The sequence below is a fragment of the Ahrensia marina genome (genome assembly GCF_042140245.1).
Lineage (GTDB): Bacteria > Pseudomonadota > Alphaproteobacteria > Rhizobiales > MH13 > MH13.
In genome coordinates, this window is record NZ_CP159483.1 from 2520980 (window position 1) to 2540576 (window position 19597).

Annotated in this window: 19 protein-coding genes; 13 read left to right on the forward strand and 6 right to left on the reverse strand. The window is 54.4% G+C overall.

Annotation, left to right across the window (positions count from 1 at the left end):
- The first annotated feature begins 141 nt into the window (after nt 1-141).
- The gene (locus tag ABWH92_RS12370; RefSeq protein WP_375568780.1) at nt 142-3012 is read left to right on the forward strand and encodes an ATP-binding protein; all 2871 of its coding nucleotides are present in this window, start codon (nt 142-144) and stop codon (nt 3010-3012) included.
- A 232-nt stretch (nt 3013-3244) separates the two neighbouring features.
- On the forward strand, nt 3245-4072 hold the full coding sequence (locus ABWH92_RS12375) for a pentapeptide repeat-containing protein (protein WP_375568782.1): 828 nt from the start codon (nt 3245-3247) through the stop codon (nt 4070-4072).
- Between the two features lie 178 nt (nt 4073-4250).
- Here the strand turns inward: ABWH92_RS12375 and ABWH92_RS12380 are convergent, their stop codons facing one another.
- From ABWH92_RS12380 to ABWH92_RS12395, 4 genes are all read right to left on the reverse strand, one after another.
- Nucleotides 4251-4463 (reverse strand): hypothetical protein, encoded by a 213-nt coding sequence (locus tag ABWH92_RS12380; protein WP_375568784.1) that lies wholly within the window; start codon nt 4461-4463, stop codon nt 4251-4253.
- A gap of 275 nt (nt 4464-4738) precedes the next feature.
- Nucleotides 4739-4981 (reverse strand): hypothetical protein, encoded by a 243-nt coding sequence (locus ABWH92_RS12385; protein ID WP_375568786.1) that lies wholly within the window; start codon nt 4979-4981, stop codon nt 4739-4741.
- Nucleotides 4982-5261: 280 nt separating this feature from the next.
- A complete protein-coding gene (locus ABWH92_RS12390; protein WP_375568787.1) occupies nt 5262-5828 on the reverse strand; it encodes a hypothetical protein in 567 nt (188 codons plus the stop codon).
- A gap of 55 nt (nt 5829-5883) precedes the next feature.
- Nucleotides 5884-6081, reverse strand: a complete 198-nt coding sequence (locus tag ABWH92_RS12395; RefSeq protein ID WP_375568789.1) for a hypothetical protein — start codon at nt 6079-6081, stop codon at nt 5884-5886.
- A gap of 100 nt (nt 6082-6181) precedes the next feature.
- On the opposite strand from ABWH92_RS12395, the gene ABWH92_RS12400 reads away from it, so the two are divergent.
- Both ABWH92_RS12400 and ABWH92_RS12405 read left to right on the forward strand, forming a co-directional pair.
- Nucleotides 6182-6616 (forward strand): hypothetical protein, encoded by a 435-nt coding sequence (locus ABWH92_RS12400; RefSeq protein ID WP_375568791.1) that lies wholly within the window; start codon nt 6182-6184, stop codon nt 6614-6616.
- A 276-nt stretch (nt 6617-6892) separates the two neighbouring features.
- Nucleotides 6893-7747: a phage antirepressor N-terminal domain-containing protein gene (locus ABWH92_RS12405; protein WP_375568793.1), complete on the forward strand. Its 855-nt coding sequence runs from the start codon at nt 6893-6895 to the stop codon at nt 7745-7747.
- Nucleotides 7748-7828: 81 nt separating this feature from the next.
- Here the strand turns inward: ABWH92_RS12405 and ABWH92_RS12410 are convergent, their stop codons facing one another.
- Nucleotides 7829-8317: a hypothetical protein gene (locus tag ABWH92_RS12410; RefSeq protein ID WP_375568795.1), complete on the reverse strand. Its 489-nt coding sequence runs from the start codon at nt 8315-8317 to the stop codon at nt 7829-7831.
- Between the two features lie 166 nt (nt 8318-8483).
- Here ABWH92_RS12410 and ABWH92_RS12415 point away from each other — a divergent pair, with 166 nt between their 5' ends.
- The 6 genes from ABWH92_RS12415 to ABWH92_RS12440 are packed head-to-tail and all read left to right on the forward strand — an operon-like array spanning nt 8484 to nt 16051.
- Nucleotides 8484-10253, forward strand: coding sequence for a hypothetical protein (locus tag ABWH92_RS12415; RefSeq protein ID WP_375568797.1), 1770 nt, complete (start codon nt 8484-8486; stop codon nt 10251-10253).
- Complete coding sequence (locus ABWH92_RS12420; RefSeq protein ID WP_375568799.1) at nt 10250-10963, forward strand: hypothetical protein; 714 nt, start codon at nt 10250-10252, stop codon at nt 10961-10963. The genes ABWH92_RS12415 and ABWH92_RS12420 overlap by 4 nt, the downstream gene beginning before the upstream one ends.
- Nucleotides 10960-11550, forward strand: a complete 591-nt coding sequence (locus ABWH92_RS12425) for a hypothetical protein (protein WP_375568801.1) — start codon at nt 10960-10962, stop codon at nt 11548-11550. Before ABWH92_RS12420 ends, ABWH92_RS12425 begins: the two co-directional genes overlap by 4 nt.
- Nucleotides 11532-11942, forward strand: a complete 411-nt coding sequence (locus ABWH92_RS12430; protein WP_375568802.1) for a DUF6950 family protein — start codon at nt 11532-11534, stop codon at nt 11940-11942. The genes ABWH92_RS12425 and ABWH92_RS12430 overlap by 19 nt, the downstream gene beginning before the upstream one ends.
- Nucleotides 11918-14140, forward strand: a complete 2223-nt coding sequence (locus ABWH92_RS12435) for a hypothetical protein (protein WP_375568803.1) — start codon at nt 11918-11920, stop codon at nt 14138-14140. The genes ABWH92_RS12430 and ABWH92_RS12435 overlap by 25 nt, the downstream gene beginning before the upstream one ends.
- Nucleotides 14141-14167: 27 nt before the next feature.
- Entirely contained in the window at nt 14168-16051 is a 1884-nt protein-coding gene (locus ABWH92_RS12440; RefSeq protein ID WP_375568805.1) for a hypothetical protein, read from the forward strand.
- A 616-nt stretch (nt 16052-16667) separates the two neighbouring features.
- On the opposite strand, the gene ABWH92_RS12445 is transcribed toward ABWH92_RS12440, so the two are convergent.
- Nucleotides 16668-17474, reverse strand: a complete 807-nt coding sequence (locus ABWH92_RS12445; RefSeq protein WP_375568806.1) for a hypothetical protein — start codon at nt 17472-17474, stop codon at nt 16668-16670.
- 559 nt (nt 17475-18033) lie between these two features.
- Between ABWH92_RS12445 and ABWH92_RS12450 the strand changes: the two genes are divergently transcribed.
- The 3 genes from ABWH92_RS12450 to ABWH92_RS12460 all read left to right on the forward strand — a co-directional run bounded on the left by ABWH92_RS12450 (nt 18034) and on the right by ABWH92_RS12460 (nt 19445).
- The gene (locus ABWH92_RS12450) at nt 18034-18798 is read left to right on the forward strand and encodes a lysozyme (protein WP_375568808.1); all 765 of its coding nucleotides are present in this window, start codon (nt 18034-18036) and stop codon (nt 18796-18798) included.
- Between the two features lie 2 nt (nt 18799-18800).
- Nucleotides 18801-19061, forward strand: a complete 261-nt coding sequence (locus ABWH92_RS12455) for a hypothetical protein (protein WP_375568810.1) — start codon at nt 18801-18803, stop codon at nt 19059-19061.
- A gap of 153 nt (nt 19062-19214) precedes the next feature.
- On the forward strand, nt 19215-19445 hold the full coding sequence (locus tag ABWH92_RS12460; protein ID WP_375568812.1) for a hypothetical protein: 231 nt from the start codon (nt 19215-19217) through the stop codon (nt 19443-19445).
- Nucleotides 19446-19597 lie beyond the last annotated feature (152 nt).

Consider the following 19597-nt stretch of genomic DNA (forward strand, 5'->3'; position numbering starts at 1 on the left):
CGTCGGCATAAAGGAACATTGCGGGTGTTCAGGTTGTTTCTTGCTTGAGACGTTACTGTAGAGGCCTGGACTAACTATCGGTTTCTTCAATACAGTGGGAGGCTAATGGGTGGGTGACGCATTCGTCGGGGCTAGTCTTAGGTGCGATCAGATCGCGAAACCGTCGGTAAATCTGCCGTCGTCGCTCCGGTGGTGGGACTCGCATCAGCTATCCTGATCGCGTTCGGTCAGGCGAGTGATGCTACGCTAGAGCTTATCAAGGGCGCACTTGGCTGGCCGGTTTTGGCAATCAACTCTTTGGCTGATTTGGCTGGTCAAGGATGGCTGTTTCAAGCTGCCCACGATTGGTTGCTAGGCCCGGCACTTCCACTAACTGCAGGGATGGTGGCAGCCGCAAAGGCTGGCGTTGTCCTTTGTACACCACGGAATTGCCCATTGGTTGATCGCATTTGGCCGTCAGCACCAGATGTATTGGATCCACGGCTCGAGATTAACGGCGCAAGACGTAGTGATGCTTTTGCGCCAGACACTCCGTACGTCGGCCGCGAAGACGAACTTCGGCATCTGATGGCATTTGCGGGTAAACGAGCCGGCATCCGTCCTGTCTTCATGTCATTGTGGGGCAGGGAAGGCGTTGGCAAAACGCGTATTGGGCTTGAATGGCTGAAGACCCTTCGCTCCCAAGGATGGGATGTCGGCTTGCTGGACGTGTCTGCTTCGGCAGCAGATATCAGGCGTGCGAAGTTCCGCAGACACACTGCCGTGTTAATAGATGAGCCGTCTCGTCGCGAAGACCTTTGGCAAGTTCTGTTCGCATTGATGAGCCAGGAACAGCGAATTCGGGTCTTGCTCACTGACCAGAGCAGGATCACCGTACCACGTGGCCTATCAGACGAGCTCAGGGACAAGCTTAGCGATTGCTATCATGGTCACCTTCGGCTTAGGCGAATGCCTGATGAGGAAATGCTGGTCCTGGCCCCAGATTTGGACTTGGATGCAGCAAAAGATGCTGACGGTCGTCCACTTTACGCTCTGCTTGGGAAGAACGCCGCCCGAGAGATCAGCCGACGAGTTGCCACGCGTTTGGACCACGCCCAGACAGAACGAGACCAAAGAGCCCTTTTTCTCGGCGCTTTGATTGGCCCGGTGGCACATGAAAAGCGCAGCACCGTAGCTGACACCGAAGTTCCTATCACGAGGTTGGAGAAACTTTTTGAAGGTGAGGACCGCAACGTCCTGAAAAAGACCCTTCCGGCCATTGTGCCTGACGTGTTCGCAGATGAGTTGGTTTGGCAATTTGCCGAAGAGCGAACCGATGCCGACCTGATGTCTTTGGTCCGTGAGGCAATCCCAATCAATGCCACTGGTTTTGAAAGACGGCTTGCCAGCCTTTGGCGAAGAGGGAATCAGCAAGGCCGCCGAAAAGAGATTAGGCACAAAATGCAGCTGGACTTTGATCGGCTGTTTCCCAATCGGCATTCAGAACTGAAAGCAAAGGCCGAGGACCTCCTGCAACAACTGAACTCTGCGATCATATCCACTCATGAACTCAACGCCGACAGTGTGGACGACTTCGAGGATACGCTTGAAGAGGTTCGGCAGTTGGTTGAGGCAAGGTCGTTTGACAGCAACTTGCAAGGAGTTGGCGTGCAAGCTGAGGCCACTGCGATGCGCTTGTTCATCACGACCGGTCAGTTTGACCTCTTTTCAGAAGCGACAGACAGGCTTTTTGGCTTGTTGCCTGGTTTGAGTGAAAACGTCGAAGCGGCGCGCGCTGTGGGGGCGGCGTTTTTTGATGTTTGCGTCTACTACGCTAAGGAACAGGACCCGGAAGGCTTCGAGCGTTGGGCCGCCCATTTAAAGGCTCTATGCTCTCAGTGGGAAATGGACGAGACAATACAAGAGATGTTTGCGGCGATCATTCACGTCGCATCTGGCTTGCTCGGGAGAATGGGAAGATTCGAAGAATCTGAACGATGGATAGCTCTTCTCAAGCCTCTTCAAGAGGCGTTTCCCGATAGCGGTGTTATCCAGCATGTTGAGACAGTGATTACTCAAGACAACGTGGGATACTACGGTTTTGCCCAACGTTTTGACGACGCCGAACGCTGGGCTGACCGACTCATGCAGAAGGTTGAGGACTGTGGGTGTGAGGCCTGCCAATCGAACGCCGCAGTAGGGGCGGTCAACGCTCTACAAGCGTACGGGGCAGTCGAAGATTTTGCCGGTGTGGAACGGTGGGGTGAGGTTCTCTGGAAAATTCACGGTGATGCAAAGGATAAGACTAGGTTTGATACAAGCGTCATCGGGGCTACCGCCTACGCTCTAAGTGCCTATGCCGCTGAGGAGCGGTTCACTGACCTAGAGCGGTGGGTTTCTAAACTGGAATCGAGCGTAGATGTACAGGATGGAAGTCCAAGTGCGCAGCGTCTGTATGTAAGCGTCGTTAGAGAGGTTGCAAAAGCTTACGGCAATGCGAAGCGCTTTGATGATCTAGCTCGATGGGCAGAGCGTTTGCTTCCATTCACTTCCGCCGTGCGAGACGATGCCTTGTTGCCAAAGAAAGTTGCGATGGCACTTCGCACTGTGATTCATGAATATGGAGTTGCTGAACAAACGCGAGCAGTCGAGTTTTGGGGTGACAAGCTGATGGACTTGTCCAAGGCGCTGCCGGATGACACAGAAATAGCAGCCGATCTTGCAGGTGCTGTGGCGTGTGCGCTCTACCATTATGGACAGAGGCAGTGTTTCGATCATGTAGAAAGCTGGTCGCGTCGCCTTGAAGACATCCGGGGCCTGTACGGCCAGAATCCGAAGGTCGTCGAGGAGATAGCATCGGCAGCTGGGCGAGCGATTGATGCGTTTGGGAAGGGCGGTGACCAGTATGCGCAGCAACGTGCTCTTTGGTGGGAAGCACTGGACGACATTGTCCAACAATTCTTCTATCTAGAGGAAGTCCAGGATCTCGCAGCGCAATATGGAATGGCCTACGAGGGCATCTCGGTAGCGTAGGGAAGGACTGAGCGGTTGGCATATCCGATCAGAAAGTTCGTTTGCTAGGGTCTGGCCAATGGGTGGCAGGCTTAGCGGCAAACTGCCGAGGAGACTTTCCGACCTTCGCTTGACCGGGTGGCCCTTGCAAAATCCCATCCAAGAGAATGACTGGCAATCAGAGTTACAGATCAGCTAGCTTTTCAACATGAGACGATCAAAAGCTCTTAGGCGTGCGCGCATACGTGAGGACATGGGATTAGGTAAGTCGCCCGCCAAGCCCCACTGGTATGAACGGAACTGGTTCAAGGCAGCAGAGCTAGCAGCCATTATCGTTGGAATCCTAGGTGTCGTCATTGGTGTCGGGGCTATAGGCTACGAAGTCTATCAGAGAGAGTTGGTGGACAGGCCGGTTGCTGATGCCACGCTTAGAGAACTTCAGATCACCTCCAGGCTACGAATAGCGCAGATCCTAGACGATGAATCGATGCCGCTGGATCCAAAGATCGATGCAATCAACACCCTTTTTGCTTCTGGTGCACGAACGGATCGCTTAGACCTCAGTTGTGTCCGCGTTCCACTTACCGAAGGCTCAGTTTGCGCAAGGATACTGGACGGAATAGACTTTCGCGGTCCGCGGTCACTGGTTGGCCTGAATTTGCCAGAATTGTTGCTTATCAACGCTCGATTTGACGGCATGCATTGCGTGGCGTGCGATTTCCGGAACACAGCATTCCAATCGTCGAGGTTTGACGGAGCGACGCTTACTTCTAGCGATCTTTCGGGCGGACATCTTGGGCTGCACGTGATCAACGATCTGAAGTTGATCGACGTTAATCTGTCGGGCTTGGTGATAGGCGCCGTTGCGACAGACGCGGTCGATTTGACCGGTGGCTGGTTCCACCGAGGTAACCCGCCTCTTGTTATCCGAGATTTAGACCTGCAGGATCAGGCCGAAATTGCCATCGCGCGAGGCGCCATGGAATGCCAGGAAGATTTTCCTTCTCCACTCTTTGACATACCTCAGCTTGTTGGGATCACAGGAACCAACGGGGCTTGCGTTCGATGGGGCCGCTTCTAACCTCTCAATACCTCAAGACTGCCGGAGAAGCATTGCCATGTGAACTTGCGCTTTCCGCAAAGTGAAACCGCGCGCTGCCGTTGTAGCAACCGAGTCCACCGCCCCAGGACTGGCTTCAAGGGGTGGGATTCGAACCCACGCTGAGAAGCTTCAGTCTCCTTCGTTGTTCACTCACGCTTCAGGGACCTGCGATGTTTCCAGCAAGAAGCCAGGCAACAAGCGCCATGACAAACAGGGCTGCAATCGCCCCATAGAAATACAACCCGAAAACACCGAAATCTTTGAAGCCTCGGAGCGTCTTGCGGGTATAGCCAATCTTCTTGGCCCTTATCTCTCTGATGTAGAAGAAGCCGAAGATCAGCAGGCCGACGATGAAAATCAGCGTGGGCATGAGTGCCTTGTCTTAGACTAGTCGTCGTTAGCTTCGGCCATGCGACCGAAAGGGTGAGAGCATCATAAGCCGGCTGTCGAAATATTCGATCATGCGAGGCGAAAGCACCTCAGACTGATCGTTACCCGAGTGGATAACAAACCTGCCTGAGGGGCCTATAAGCTTTGTGCATGGAACCATGCCGCGAACGGGATCAGCTTCGATTCCTGAACGGCACGAGCCACCGTTGTCGCGAAGCCAATGCATGTATTCGCCAAGCGTTGTCACTGAGATGGTTAGGCTACCTGGAGGTGGTGCCGTGTTGGCTCGCTCTCGTACATGCGAACATATTCTTCCGGCGCTGGGCCGAGATCAAAGATGGTCTCGCCGCGCTCTCTTGCCTCTGCATTGAACGCAATGCGTAGGCGCTCCATCGCTTCGTCACGCGTTGTACCTTGCGCTGCAATGTTCACTTCAAGGCACTGTGCAAAATAGAGATCGCCATCTTGAACGATGACGACACGAATGTCTTTGTCCATGGCTTTGTCTCCGAGTTTCGCCCCTAGGGGCAGTGGGGAACGCTATCCCTTCGACCCTTAATATGGCGATAAGTTGCGGATTGTCACGTGACAAATATGAACAATGCCGACTGTGGCGGCCCCTGAGGGAGGGATTCGAACCCACGCGAGTGCCCGGAGCACCTTCTATTTAAACGGGTTGTTGAAGTCCCTCGATCCAAGAATGTGGTGCGTCGTCGTGAACGCAATGCCCCGTCCAGCAGCGCGCTCGCCAGCGATGCTAAACTTGGTCGATACAGGGTCAAATGCGACTCTGGAATTCCTCAAGAGAAATGAAGGGGCACAGCACCTTTTGCATCGGTGCAAACTCTTCTTGTGCAATTTCCGAGAGCCCGTCAGTCATTCGCTCAGGTGCCCTTCGTATCATGTCATGGATTTCGTTGCGGAAAGGCTCGTAGAAGTCTGAGACGTAAATGGCTGTGTAGGAGCTAACAGCGAGAAAGCAGGCGATTTCCTTGAATGATCCGACTTCCTTCGGACCAACTGTCGCGAGGACTTCCGCTGTGGTTGGTATGTCGTTGGAAAAAAAGGACTGATAGAAGTTTGCTTCGATTAACTGGCCGTTGACTGGACTGGCCAACGTAGTCTTAGCCCAGTTCTTGTCGAACAGCAGCGAACCTAGCAACCTGAACGGCTCAGGCGCTTTCGACTTGTAGACTGGATACTTCCATTGGAAAATTGGCGATCCGATTGAAACATTTTCGCCTTTCTTTGCCAGTTGCGACGTCGATTTTTCACCAGTATTGTCATAGGTATAGTTCGGAAACGCGTACCCCATACATGGAATACACAATACGCCTTCTGTCATATAAGTCCCCTTTCACTCCAACATGAAAGTGGACAGTTAAAGGTCGAGAGTTGAGTCAGTCTTTGTCGGGATCAAGCGGCAATCGCCTCTGAGACTGGAGCCATTCCTTGATGATGAAGCGGATCGTTTCGGGACGGGAAGCTTTGTCGAAATCAGCTTGGGCAGCGTCGATGGCGTCGAGGAGATCAGGCTGACAACGGACCACAACTTGAGTTCCCTTGCCGGTCGGCTTTGGTCCTGGTTTTTTTCTCATTGACCCGCTCATCTAACCGTGCTAGCACAATTGCAGGCCGAGGGGAAGTTGGAGCTTCCACCTCAGCCCTAACCGAAACCGATCTATGGAGCAGATCGATATGGCTGATACCGCCAATAGCACACCTACATCTGGAATCGACAGACGAAGCGCAATTGCTGGCTTGGCTTCTATCAGCTTAGCCGCACCCGCGCTGCCATCTGCCCAAGCTCTTGAACAAGAACATCCTGACGCTGCGCTGTTGATCCTGGCTGACCGGCTTGAAATGGCAAGCGCTCAAGCACGCGTGCTGATCATCAAGTCGCAGGAAGAGAAGACCCTTGATGCAGATCGCGCTTGGGAAAAGGCCGCTGATATTGAGCTTGAGATTGTTCACCAGATCGAAGGCATCCCAGCCAGAACGCTTCACGGACTACGGGTGAAAGCTAAGGCACTTCAATGGTGCTATGGCGATGACCCTGTTGAGTTTGGTGAGGGCCAAACCACTGACGTCCGGCTTGCCGCGCAGATCGTGCGGGCACTGCTAACCCTCTGACTGTTCCACAGTCTTTCCACAAGAGTTCACAGAAAAAAGCATACAAAACAATAAGTTGGCCTATTTGCGGCTCTCATCCTGGTGCGGAGCAATCATGCCATACAAGCACGAGAGAGTCATATAAATTGAAGTAATTCGCTCGTGCAGGGCGAAAACCCGGTGTCGCACCACCGGTCAGCGGGACGGAGAGACTGAGACTTTGGCGAGTACCTTTGCCTCTCCGCCCGCCACTCGCCAGCTAGGCGTGCGAGCCTAGCCGACAGAAGGTCATTACAAATGACAAAACACACTCAAGTGCAAGGTTTGGTAGCCAATTCGGTCAAATTCGGACAGGCTGTAGAGGTTCGCACTTTTCAATTCGACGGTGATTTTCTACCAACCTTTGAACACGAAGGTGAGCCATGGGTCGCTATGCGGCCTCTTGTTGATGCCCTTGGCATGTCGTGGGGCAGTCAGCGCGAACGGCTTCAATCGCAGGCCGGAAAATTCAACTGTACCGGTATCGGTACGGTTGGTGCAGATGGCAAGCAGCGTGCAATGCTCTCTATCCCTGCTGCTAAACTTCCGCTCTGGCTTGCCTCGATCAACCCAAACAAAATCAAAGACAAAGAACGCAAAGAGAAGGTCGAGCGCTACCAGGAGCAGTCAGCGATAGCCTTGCATGATTTCTGGACAAAGGGCGTTGCTGTCCATCCAGATGTCAAAGACGACTATGCTGGGCTTGTGACCGATGTCGATCCAAAGGTTATGCAGGCATTCGGTGGCGTCATGAAGGCGGTCGTAGGTAAGGCGTTGCACGAGGTTGTTCCCGCGCTCGTTGCTCAACAGATTGGCGAGCAAGAGTATGGCCTTGTTCGAGGTGTGACTGCCTATGAGGTCGGTAACATGGCTGGGGTTTCGGATCGCAAGGGCCTACGAGGCCTTGGCGGTTTTATCACTCATCGCCTTCGTCGCTACCACGCCAAGAAGGGTGTCACGGTCAAGATGAAGGACTTGTACGGCCCGGTTTCAGTGTACGTATACGACAAGCCAACTTCCAAGGAGTGGCTCGCTGATGGCGGTAAGGCCGAGATCATGGCTTACATTGAAGAGAAGCGAGGGCAGGGTAACTTGCGCCTCGTCGGCACCTAACCACAAGTTTAGACCTGCAATCTCCGTTCCTCTGCAAACGCAGGTCGTGGAAAGGGCTCCCTATTCCCAGGGGAGCCTTTTCTATTCCAAAGCCCGTTCGAGAAGCCCACAAGCTAGGGCGGGATTCCCGGCCTCTTCGCTCTCGGCGCTTCGCTTCAGCGTGTCAAACATGTCGGCTGCCGCGTAATCTGTGTAACCAGCATCGTCAAAGATGCTTTGTGCGGCATCGATTGCCAATTGATTGTCGTTTGTTGGACAAGCGGCTGCCATCGCCAACATGAACGCCGCACCACGAATTTCAACGTTGTTGTTGGTAGGCTGCTCACTTCTAAGGCCGGGCTCTTCGCTGAACTCTATCCTCTCACCTTCATCAGAAATCGCAACTCGCACACAGGTGGTCACAACCACATCGTCGGGGTCCAAATCCAGAAGTCTTTCGAAGGTGTTAAGGCCCCATCTGCCTGTTTGCTCGAATTGTTCACCCGGACCCAGAGTTAAGTCTCGGGTTACCGCGTAGCTGGCAATCCTGCCTCCCAGTACATCGGAAAATTGGACCGAGGCATCCAGCATCCGGATAGGCGTCGATCCTTCATATCGAGCCACAACCGTAAGCGTGTTGCTTCGCTCGTCAATCGGTTCAATCGACCATGACTCAACAACCAAGACATCAGTCGCGCACTGCTGTTGCGCCCAAGCTGGCGTTGCGAACAAAGCGAAAACGAAAAGGAGATAGCGCATGGCAACACTCGCAGCGTTAGGTTTACAGATCGAGACGGGTGACGTTGAGCGCGGCGAGCGCGCTTTGACCAAGCTAGATGTGGCTGCAAAGAAAGTCGAGGCAGCCAAGGATCGTCTCGCCGCCGCGTCGTCTCGCTATCAAGCCGTGCAGGCGCGCGAAAACGCCAGTGACTTTGCCCTACGCGCTGCCAAGGCTTCAGTGACAAGCGCTTCAGCGGCACTGTCAGCGGCGCAGCAACGCTCGACAACCCTGAACAACGCCGCCGCTTCAGCCGCTCTCGCAAATGCAAAGGCAAACAATGCTTTGGCTGTTGCGACGCGAGCGGCGGCCATCAACCAGCGGATGCTGTTTCCGCAGTTGCTTCAGATTGGCCAATCAGTCCCATTGGCTTTTCAGGCTCCGCTCGCCTTTATGCAACAATTTGCCTTCCAATCGGCTGATATTGCTCAGATTTATGCTGGGCGAGGTGGCGTCACCGCCGCCATTAGCGACAGTGCATCGATGGTTGGTCGTTTCGCAGCCCGTCTTGGTCCAATTGCTGTTGCCGCGGGCGTCGCTGCCTTGGCAATGCGTGGACTGCAGAATGACATCAACGCAGTGTCCGGTGCGTCAGTCGGGATGGGGCATCTAGCTACCGCTGCAGCGCATGAACTCGCAGCCTCGGTTATGACCGTTGCCGCACCTGCTGTTGATAGGCTCGGCTATGCCGTCAATCGCACAAGCGAGCTTGTTCTTGGCGGCATAGAGTTGATGGGCAACAGCATCATAAACTCGATGGTCTTTGCTTTCGATGCTGTCTTAGCTTATTGGAATCATTGGCCTTCTGAAATAGGGGCTCTGTTTGTTAGCGGGGTCAACAAGGCGATCGACGCTATCAATGGCTTGGTCCGCCAGGCCGTACAGGGGATCAATGGTTTTTCGCAGGCAGTGAACCAACATCTACCGGAGTTCCTGCAGTTCGGAAGCATCGGAACGCCAGGACGTATTGACGGGTTGGAAAATGACTTTGCCGGTGGCCAAGCCACCTTAGAAGCAGCTCTTGATACAGCCTACGCCAAGTTCCAAAACACGCCTTTCAGCGACTATCTCGACCGCGTAGGCCAAGAAGCCATAGAACTTGCCCGTGCTGCTGCTGAGGCGGGAGATGGTATCGGCGGCATCGGACGCGCTGCTACCCAAGCTGGCCAACCCATTGACCTGCTTGGTCAGTCCTTAAACGCTGCCAATGACAATATGCGGAACTGGTCTCAGATTGGCTCCAACGCTTTCAGTGGTTTCTTTGCAGCGGTTCGCAACGGAACTTCGGTAGCGGACGCTTTTGAGAGCATGTGGACGCGTGCGTTGGATAACGTGGCGTCTCGGTTTCTTGACTTGGCCTCCAATAACTTAGTGAACATGCTTCTCGGCTCTTTCGGTGGCGGCTTTGGTGGGCTTGGAGGATTTGGCGGATCGTCCGGTATCGGTCTTGGCCCCGGCACGTCGCTTCCAGTCTACCACTCTGGCACAAACTTTGTTCCAGAAACCGGCCCGGCAATCTTACAGCGTGGCGAGGCTGTTATTCCTGCCAATATGAACAGGCCTGGGGGTTTTGCGCCGTCCCAAGTGGAACTGATCGTTCGTGTTCAAAATGATGGCAACTTGGAAGCGTTTGTGCGCAACGCTGCATCGCAAGAGGCGGCGCCGGTCGCGGTCCGCGTTGTCAATGAAAAGAATGCCCAGTTTGCCCAAGAACAACGCCGCGTTCGCGGAACAGGGCGCGCCACATGACGCAGATCGTTGCGTGGCCTGGCCTCAACTTCTCAGAGTTGCTTGCGCACTATCAAGCACCGGAGTCCGCAATCAACACCAGCCTTGAAGGCAGGCCCTCTACGGTCGCCATCGTGCCAGGCTATTTCATGGCGACCTGCACCCTTCAGATCAGGAGCCAGGCACAGTTCCATGCCTATGAGGGGTTCCTGGCCGATATCGACGGGACATCCAACATCTTTTCCATGCCCGTCAAACGCAAGAGCGAAAGCCCAATTGAGGTTGCCGCAGGATACACATCCGTCACGGGAACGGAAGACTTCACGGACGGAACCGACTTCACCGATGGCACAACCTTCGAGCCAACACTTGCGCCGGCGTTTTTTGTGACGGATCAGGTTGCAGGGGCAACCAAGGCTGACATCATCATTCAGAATGGCGGCGTGATCACACGCGGCGCTCTGTTTCAAGCTTTCACGCTTCATCAGGTAACGCGTGCTCTGGATCGCGGAAACGGGCGATACACGGTCCATTTCCAGCCGCCTTTGCCGCGCGATCATCCATCAACACGGCCTCTCGATTTCGACAACCCACACATGTTCTGCCGCCTTATGACGTCGTCAGATGCGCGGATCGAGAACAGCAATTTGCGCTTCTACGCGACGGTCAATGCCACGTTCATTGAAGCTGAACCAAAAGCCATCGCTCAGGCATGGGGGGTCACGCTGTGACCTTCTCTGTCTGGTCTGATCTTGCCGCACATATTGCCCAAGGCAACAAGGTTAAGGTTGTCCATCTTTGCCAAGTTGATCTGAAGGAAGAGCCGTTCCGGTTCTGGGCAGGACGCTATCGACTAACAGCGTTTGGGCAGACGTGGGAACCGACAGGATCGGGCGATAAGTCGGCCATCGAGTTCACCAGCGTCTCAACCGACAATGAAGCCTATGCCCAAGGCTCACAGATCATCATCAGCCCACAGAACTACGAGTTCGCGAAGATCGTGCTGGGCGACTACGACGACCAGGCGCTCTACCGCCAGATCACGCGTTACATGGCGTTCATGGATGATGATTGGACGCCGCTTTTTGACCAGCTGATCGCGATCCAAGCAGGCATTCTCGACAAGCCATCTTTTAAGGAAACCCAGGAAGGCGTCCAGGTCACAATCCCGGTCGAGGGGGCGCTTGCCACCCAGCGACTGGCAAATCTTGGCTGGTACACTGATTACAATCACAAGCTCCAATACCCAACGGAATTGGGCCTTGAGTTCATGTCCCGCTTGTCGGGAACGGAAGTGGCATGGCCGATCTACGGCTAGAGGACCGGCTCTATGCCTACCTCCGAGACCTGCGCGCTGAAGCCAAGCCCTTCGACTACGGACAATTTGATTGCGGACGCTTCGTCTTCCGCTGGGTTGGGGAGTGCGGCGGACCGTCCATTGAGCCGCCTTATCAATCGGTCGAAGAGGCCGCCGACTACCTTGAAGACTTGGCACACAATCATATTGCCGAGATCGAGCGTGCTGGATGGACGCCAACCGATGAACCGATCTGCGGCGCGGTGGTGATGATCAATTTCCGGGGCTTCCCAATGTTTGGGATTATGGGGGCTGAAGGCTTGGCCATTTTTGTTGCTCACAACGGTTACCGTGAAGCGCGCGTGACCCCAGTCAAGGCTTGGAACCCATGCCCGCTGCTGCAGCTGCCTTAGTCCCGCTCTTTGTCTCTGGCGGGTCGCTGACCTTCCTCGGACAAGCGGCAGTCGGAATTGGTCTTTCACTCGCTTCTGCGGCTTTGCAAAGCGTTCTGTCGCCCAAGCGTCGTGCACAGTCGGGTGAAGCCAGCAAGTTTGAGGTTCGCAACACCGTCAACGCAACATCACAGCCTGAGTTTCGGGTCTATGGCCGCGACTTGGTTGGCGGGCAACTGTTCTTCTATGCGAACCTTGACGGAACTCTGCATGTCGGCGTCATCGTCGGGTCAGGTACTATAGACCGCTTTGAAGCTATTCGGCTTTACGGCCAGGAGGTGTTGCTGGACAGTTCTGGGTTCGTCACATCACCACCTTACACGGAAAGTGGGCGGCGACTTGTCCAGTTCGAGTTTCGCCAAGGCTTCTTGGATGATCCTGTTAGCGCAATACTGTTCAACGCCTTCGATGAATGGACAGCCGACCACAAGCTTTCTGGCTTGCCCTATTATGTAGGCGCCTTCACGCAATCATCGCAGTCCAATTTCCAGAAGATTTACCAAGGTCGCCAGCCCGATCCGCAGGCGATCATTCGGGGCGCAACCTGTTTCGATAATCGACAGGCGGGCCATGATTTCTTGGACGGCGACACGTGGGAATTCACACAAAACCCGGCAGTTGGCGCGCGCGACTACATCACATCTCTGCGCGGGCGAGGGCAGTCACGCGATCTTATCGACAATGAGGATTTCGATGGTGCGGCGGACTATTGCGATGCAACGCGCACAACGCTCAAAGGAGCTGGTCAGAAGGCTTTTACGTTTGGTGGGGAGTATCTGGTCAACGACCCGCCGCAAGACGTTCTGGCGACGATCCTCGGTACATTCGGCGGTGATCTTTATCTGAAACCCAACGGAAAATACGGCCTCCACTATGGCCCGATTACCGAAACACCCTTCGAGATCACCACGGATATGATCATTGAGCGGTTTATCGAGGACGGGGCGCCGATATTTGAAGCCTACAATGCCCTAGATGTGTTCTACACCTCGCCTGAGCATGAGTTTTCTAAGCAGCCCGCAGGCCGCGTTGAGCGCGCCGATCTTGTCGCCAAGCGTGGCAAGCAGGTCGTGCAAGAGTTTTACAATGACATGGTGCAAGACGCCGACCAAGCGCTGCGCTTGGCCTATAAGCGGCTCTATGACGACCAACCTGATTTCGTAGGAGAGGCAATCCTGAATCATCGGGGGCTTGGCGTCCTCTATGATGACAATCTTAGTCGGCGGCGCTTAGCAACGATACCGAACCGGATAAAAGACACGGTCGAGACCATTGAAATACTGTCCTATGACCTTGCCGCCGATCTATCCACCGTGCGGCTTCGGTTTCGGGCGCACCACCCAGAGAAACACACCTTTGTTCCAGCCAACGAAGGGTTTACACAACCAGAGGTTCCGCCGCTTCTGAGTCAGGGGCCAGGGTTCCCGCCATCCGCCAACAACCTAACTGGCATCTCAGTCGTTGTGGACAATGATCCCAATCCGGACGCCATCACAGTCGCGCTCATTTGGGATCAAGAAACAAACAATGTCGCCTCACAGATCGTGCAATGGCGTGAGGCCGGTCAACCGGAATGGAACACCGTTGGGAGCGTGGCTTCCGATCAATCGGTCGTTATCCTGGCTAATCCGGTCGGGATCGTTGCGGCTGACACAATGGAGTTCCGGGTTAACCGGTATTCATCCGATGGGTATCAGTCGGGGTTTGTGACTGAGTCTTTTGTCGTGGCTAATGCGACCATGGGCACGGCGGGTGTTCAATCGGTGAGTGGCACCGGACAAATCGAGGCCATCCAGTACACGATCCAACAGGCCGATGAGGCGACGGCTATCGCTGTTGAATTTCTGGTGTCGACCAGCGCGATCATATCGGATTGGTCAGGCGCAACGCGCGTCGAGGTCAGTCGCGGAGGTTTTGTTCGTGGAACGCTTGATGCCGCCCAAGGCTCAACCAACATTCATGCTCGTGTGGTTTATGTTGATGGAACGTTCAGCGTTGGGGCTTCAGCCAACGTGACCGTTGCCCCGGCACCCGTCACTGACACCGGATCAGCAGGTGATGGTGGCAACAATAGCGGTTCTGACAGCGACAATAACGCTGGCACAAATACCGTTGATAGCGGTTCGGTCGGATCGGGCAACGCCGGCAGCCTTTACTAAACTCGACTTTCAACATTGGAGCGTGGCATGACCACATTTCTCTCGCGCGCATTGGCCGCTTGGCCGATGGGTTCGGACGTGAACAAGGCACACATTCATCTGCTTGCTGAAGCACTGGACAGCAAGTTCACTGCCGCCGATCTGACTGCGGGCAAGAACCGCGTTTTTGCGACCACGCTCGCTGAACTGAATGCGACCACTGGCAACTCAGACGGTGATTTCGCGATCCTGCCCAAATCGGCAGGAGCTGATGCGGGTCTCTATACCTTTGCCAGTTCCACCTGGACCAAGCGCATCAATATCAACGATCTCTATCCGGGGGGCATGGTAAAGCTAACGGTCACTAACACTGAAACGAATGCTTTGGTTGCGAGTGCCAGCACTCCACTTCCAAGCGACCTGGCCGATGTCGCCTATCTGATCGACTTTAACGCCTCCAATGCTGCTGGCGCGATGACAATCGAGATTGATGGCACAGCCGCTATCCCGATCAAAACGGATCTCACTGGTGTTGATCCTGCTGCAGGAGCCGTCACGGCTGCTCGCCTTGGTTTTGCAGCTTATGATGGGATGAGCCTTCGGTTGTTTATGTCTGGTGATGCCGCCGCTGACCGCGCTGCTGCTGAACTCGCCAGAAACCAAGCGCAGACCTTTCGCAACGAAGCTGAGGCCATTGTTGGGTTTGATGGTTCAGCGGGAACGGTTAGCGTTTCGCCCGCAGTTGAGGGTGGCGGTACTGTTCAAGCTTCCCTGGAGGGGCTCGCGGCGCGAAGCACAGATCTTGATGTCCAGAAGAATGGCGTTTCAGTCGCTAGCCAACCGGCGCTTGATTTTGTCGGCAACGGGTTTGGTGTCTCTGATGATCCTAGCAACGGTCGCGTTCGCGTCGAGCTTTTTCAACAATTTCTAACACCGCAACAGTTTGGCGCGGTGGCCGATGGCACAACTGATGACTCAGCAGCTTTCTTGTTGATGGCGACAGCCTACCGGGATGTAGGCGGCAAAATCGTCATTCCTCCCGGCCATTACGTTTTGAACCTAACGCAAGGTATCGACCTTCGACGGACGATCCCGCAACCAATCGGCATTTCTTACGAAGTCGATGCAACAGGGGCGTTTCTAGATTTTCGCGGTTCAACGATGACCAGTGGCGGCACGATAAGCATCGGCGCAACGGCACAGGCCAATATGAATGAGATTTCATCAAACGTGTGGCGAGGTGGCGTCATTGTTGGCCCTGTCACCGAGACAATTGAAGATGCCAATACCTACGCCACCGAAACGACAGGGCTTAACGTTGAGTGGATGTATGGTGGCCATGTTTCGGACGTGAACATTGCGAACTTCCACAAAGGGTTGAGAACCGCTGAGTCTTGGCACTTCAAAGCCACTCAGGTGCATGCCATGAAATGCAACACAGGTATTCTGTTGCAAAACAACATGACGGTTGGTCACTGGTCTGCCATCACCTCGAAAAACAATCGGTTTGGACTGGTTGCGCACGGTTACACGTTGGGTGGGAATATCTACGGACAGACATTCACCAGCCTTAATCTAGAGGGAAACAAAGTGGGATGCGTGCTTGACCCACGCAACGGCTACGTCAGAGGCATCACTTTTGACGGCCCTTATTTGGAGGCAATCACCTACGATGGATTCCGGGTTGGCAAGCTTTGGGAAGACAAGAATGCCGCCGACCAAGGCGGCAACCGCTCCGGTCGTTCAGAACAGTTGATTTGGCGAAACGGCATATGGGATGGCGCTTGGGACACATCCAACAAGCGGGCAATTCGGTTTAATGACGGCGGGGGAGATGGCCGACCTTCCCGCATCTTGATTGACAACCTTCCCAGCAGTGCCAATTCCAGCATCAACTTATCTGCTGCCTCACAGACGGATGTACGGCCCTAAACAACACGCTCACCGGAAGACACTTCGGTAGGATACTTGAACGCGAAACCAGCACGCCTCTCAGGCGGGTTTTTTGTGGGTGAGAAAGCTTAGACGGGCGCTTGAGAGCGGCGAGTCTAGGTCGATTTGTCTGGATTTGACTGGGTGGTTTGACTTTCAGCTCGATGGTCCGCGGCTGCGAGGGTATTTGGCAGTGGCTGATCAAAGTCGTCGTACAACGCATGGCTCTTCGACAACCGATATTGGCCGCATGTCCCGCCGAAGGCTCGTGCTGCCCTGGCAAGGTTTCCGAAGGGCGTAGGGCCTGCCACAGTCGCTATGTTAGCTATTTGTTGAAAAACTATGGCTTGCCCATCGGCTAGCCCAGGATCAATAAAACCTTGCTCTAAGCGTCATCTTGGCCATGTGAGTTCAAACATACCGTGTTATTGCGTTTGAGAAACGCGTCATTTCAACCGCCACTCTTTGTGGAACATCAGAGATATTAATAGGCGTGCAGTTCTTGTTATATTGATTGTCAGCGCTATTGAATTCACAACGAATAACAACATTTGGATCTGATGTCGGAAAGTACCAGTATTTCGGATATTGTGCGGACATGGTTTCCTCCTAGATTTTAATTGACTTCCCGTATTTCCGATCCAATCTGAGCAGCGAGAAATGCATCTGCTGCCGATCCAGAAAGAGCCGCCTGCCTAGGGTCTGGTGCTCCAAAAGTCATTATGACCGAGTGGGAGCTGGTTCGCCCTGCGCTCGTCGATAGCGTAATCGCATTCACTGTAGACGAAATCGAAGGGAAGTTAGCGTTGACGGCCGCACCGTAGGTGGCAACAAAATCAATTCGTTGCGTCAGTGCATTTGTTGTACGACTAACCGGGATTGCGCCGGTTCCTGCAGCAAGCGTTTGCGCCAGTAACCATTCACCGATCTTTAAGTCACTACGGATCAGTCGCGAACCGTTAGGAAGGCTCGCTATTGTGTCTTCTGTGCAAATTCCTAACTGGTAGAGATCGGCGACCAAGTAGTAGTAGTTCAATGCCAAACGGCGGGTTGCTTTAGCGGTCAGAGGAGCACTTCCGCCGAGAATTACATTTGGTGTTGGATCGGTGACTGTGGGTAAACGAATTCCCACACCCGGCGTAGCACCCGAGTTTTCAACCATGGTCAGTGTTAGGGCCAATTGGACTCCCCAACCATCAATCCACGGAGCAGACCGAATGCCCTGATTGAGAGCCGCAACCCTTATGTCGGCATCAATCACTTCCACTACTGCGCGACGAAGCTCACACTCGATACTTTGCGTAATTCCGCGAACTAGCTCAATTCCATCAGTGGGAGAATAGGAAAGTGGCCTGATATTGGGAACGTACGTGCCACATCCACACAGCGCTAATGCACACGCTAGGGAAAGAATTTTTCTCACAGTACAGCCCCCAAGTAATGTGTTTTGACAGACGTTTACATGAAAACATCCATTTTTTATATTTTCAACTAATTATTGATGTTGGACGTTTAGATCCATATCACACAATATTCAGCGAAATCCGTACAGCAAATAACATTCTTGATCGTATTGAGTTTTCTCGGATTCCAACTGTTCCATTGTAACTGGAATCCCGCAAAGAGCCGCCAAGAAATATAACTCTTTAGGAGCGTCTATCTCCGGCAGATTAACCGGGTTTTCTGCTTGTGACGAAGCGTTGGTCGCTCGAGTGATCTCTGTCGGTCAACTATGTGCGCCATCAAAGGTCGATCCAAGCAACCAGCAACGAGCAACGAGCGTTTTACAGGGAACGGTAGATCATTGCTGCCGTTGGTTTCCCTTTCGGCACCGGCGTCTGACCGTTCTGGCAGCGCTAAAGGCTGCAAAACACTTGATGAAACTCGCTGGAACGAATGAGTACTCCACCCCTGCCAACCCGCCCTCTGAGGCGGGTTTTTTATTGGGTGCAGTGCAACGATCTCACCTGAAAGGAAGTACGATGGACGTTCGATTGATGCGGCTGTCACCGCAGGGACTCGACTTGATCAAGAAGCATGAGGGTTTTCGACCCTATGCCTATGACGATTTCGCACCAAATCGCCCTGCGCGTCGGCCTATTCAAGGCACACTCACGATTGGGTATGGGGAAACCCTGGGCGTCCGTATGGGCGATACGATCACTGAAGAGGCCGCGTCAGAGCGTCTCAATAATCGACTGCGCAGAGACTTCGAACCCGCGATCCATCGTTTAGTGAGGGTCCCGCTCACGCAGTACCAATACGATGCGCTCGTTTGCTTTGTTTACAACATTGGCGAGGGTGCGCTGGCGGATTCAACTCTGCTTCGACGTCTGAATCAGGGTCGTTATGACGACGTGCCCGCGCAGTTGATGCGGTGGACCAAGAGCAAGGGTCGCGAGCTTCGTGGCTTGGTGCGCCGACGGCGTGATGAGGCCGAACTGTGGCGGGGTCTCGTTGAGGCGCCGCCAGTGGAAACCGTGCCTATCCCAATGCCTGCCGATCCACCAGCTGATGGAACCCCCGCATCCCGCTCAACAACTGTTGGTGCAGCAACGGTCACGGGTGCAGCAACGACCGTGGCCACGGTCACGCAGGTCGCGCGTGAGACCACCGAGAACGGAGTCGGTATCATGACTGCTCTTGGCGATCTTTGGCCTCTGGCCGTGGCGGCGATTGTGGTTGCTGGTTGTGCCGCCTGGATCATCAGGGAGCGACGTCGTCACGCCCGTGAAGACGGGGTTTGACGATGACAGACACCCTGAAGCTAGTGGCTCTAGCAGCCGCTGTCCTAGCCCCGGTTGGGGCTTTTTTGTTGGGCGATCATCGTGGCTATGAGCGTGCCGAGTTGGAAACTGAAGCCCGCCTCACAGCGGCAACAATCGAAGCATCAGAGGAGATCACAGATGCAGCAGAGCGCGCTCGCTTTCTCCGTCGCCAGTGTATTGCTGGTGGCGGGGTGTATGTCTTCGGGCCAAGCGGTGGATGCGAGTCAGGCAGTGCAGACTAGCACGGCCCGCTCAGTGGTAGGCACATCGCTGATCGGTGCGCGCGGCGCCACTCCGCGTGATCAGGATAAAATTGATGACACTGCTGCTGGCCTGTGTGGCGCTCAGGTGTGGACTCAATCTGAGTGTATCCGCCACCAAGAGCAGGCGGTGCCATGACGGAGATAACTGATCGCCAGAAGGAGATTCTTGAGCTCCTTGAGAAGGAAGGCTTGGCCGATCCTGAACGAATGCACGTGCTTGGCGAGATGGTGAAAGGCGCTGCCGCCTGGAACACCTTGCGCAAGTGGACGGTTCAATGGGGGGCCGCGCTGATTACACTGGCTGGTGTGGTCGGCGTAATCGGCTCTTTTCGGGGCTGGTGGGGCGGAGGTGGCTCGCAATGAGGACGCGTCATCACATCTGGGTTCCGTGGATTGCATGTGCGATCTGCGTGCTGATCGTCTTGTGGAAGGGCGAGGATATACTCGCGGCTCTGTTCTAGACCACAACATCTAGCGGCTTGACCTGCTCCTCTTTGTTCCTGTTATGTTCTCAT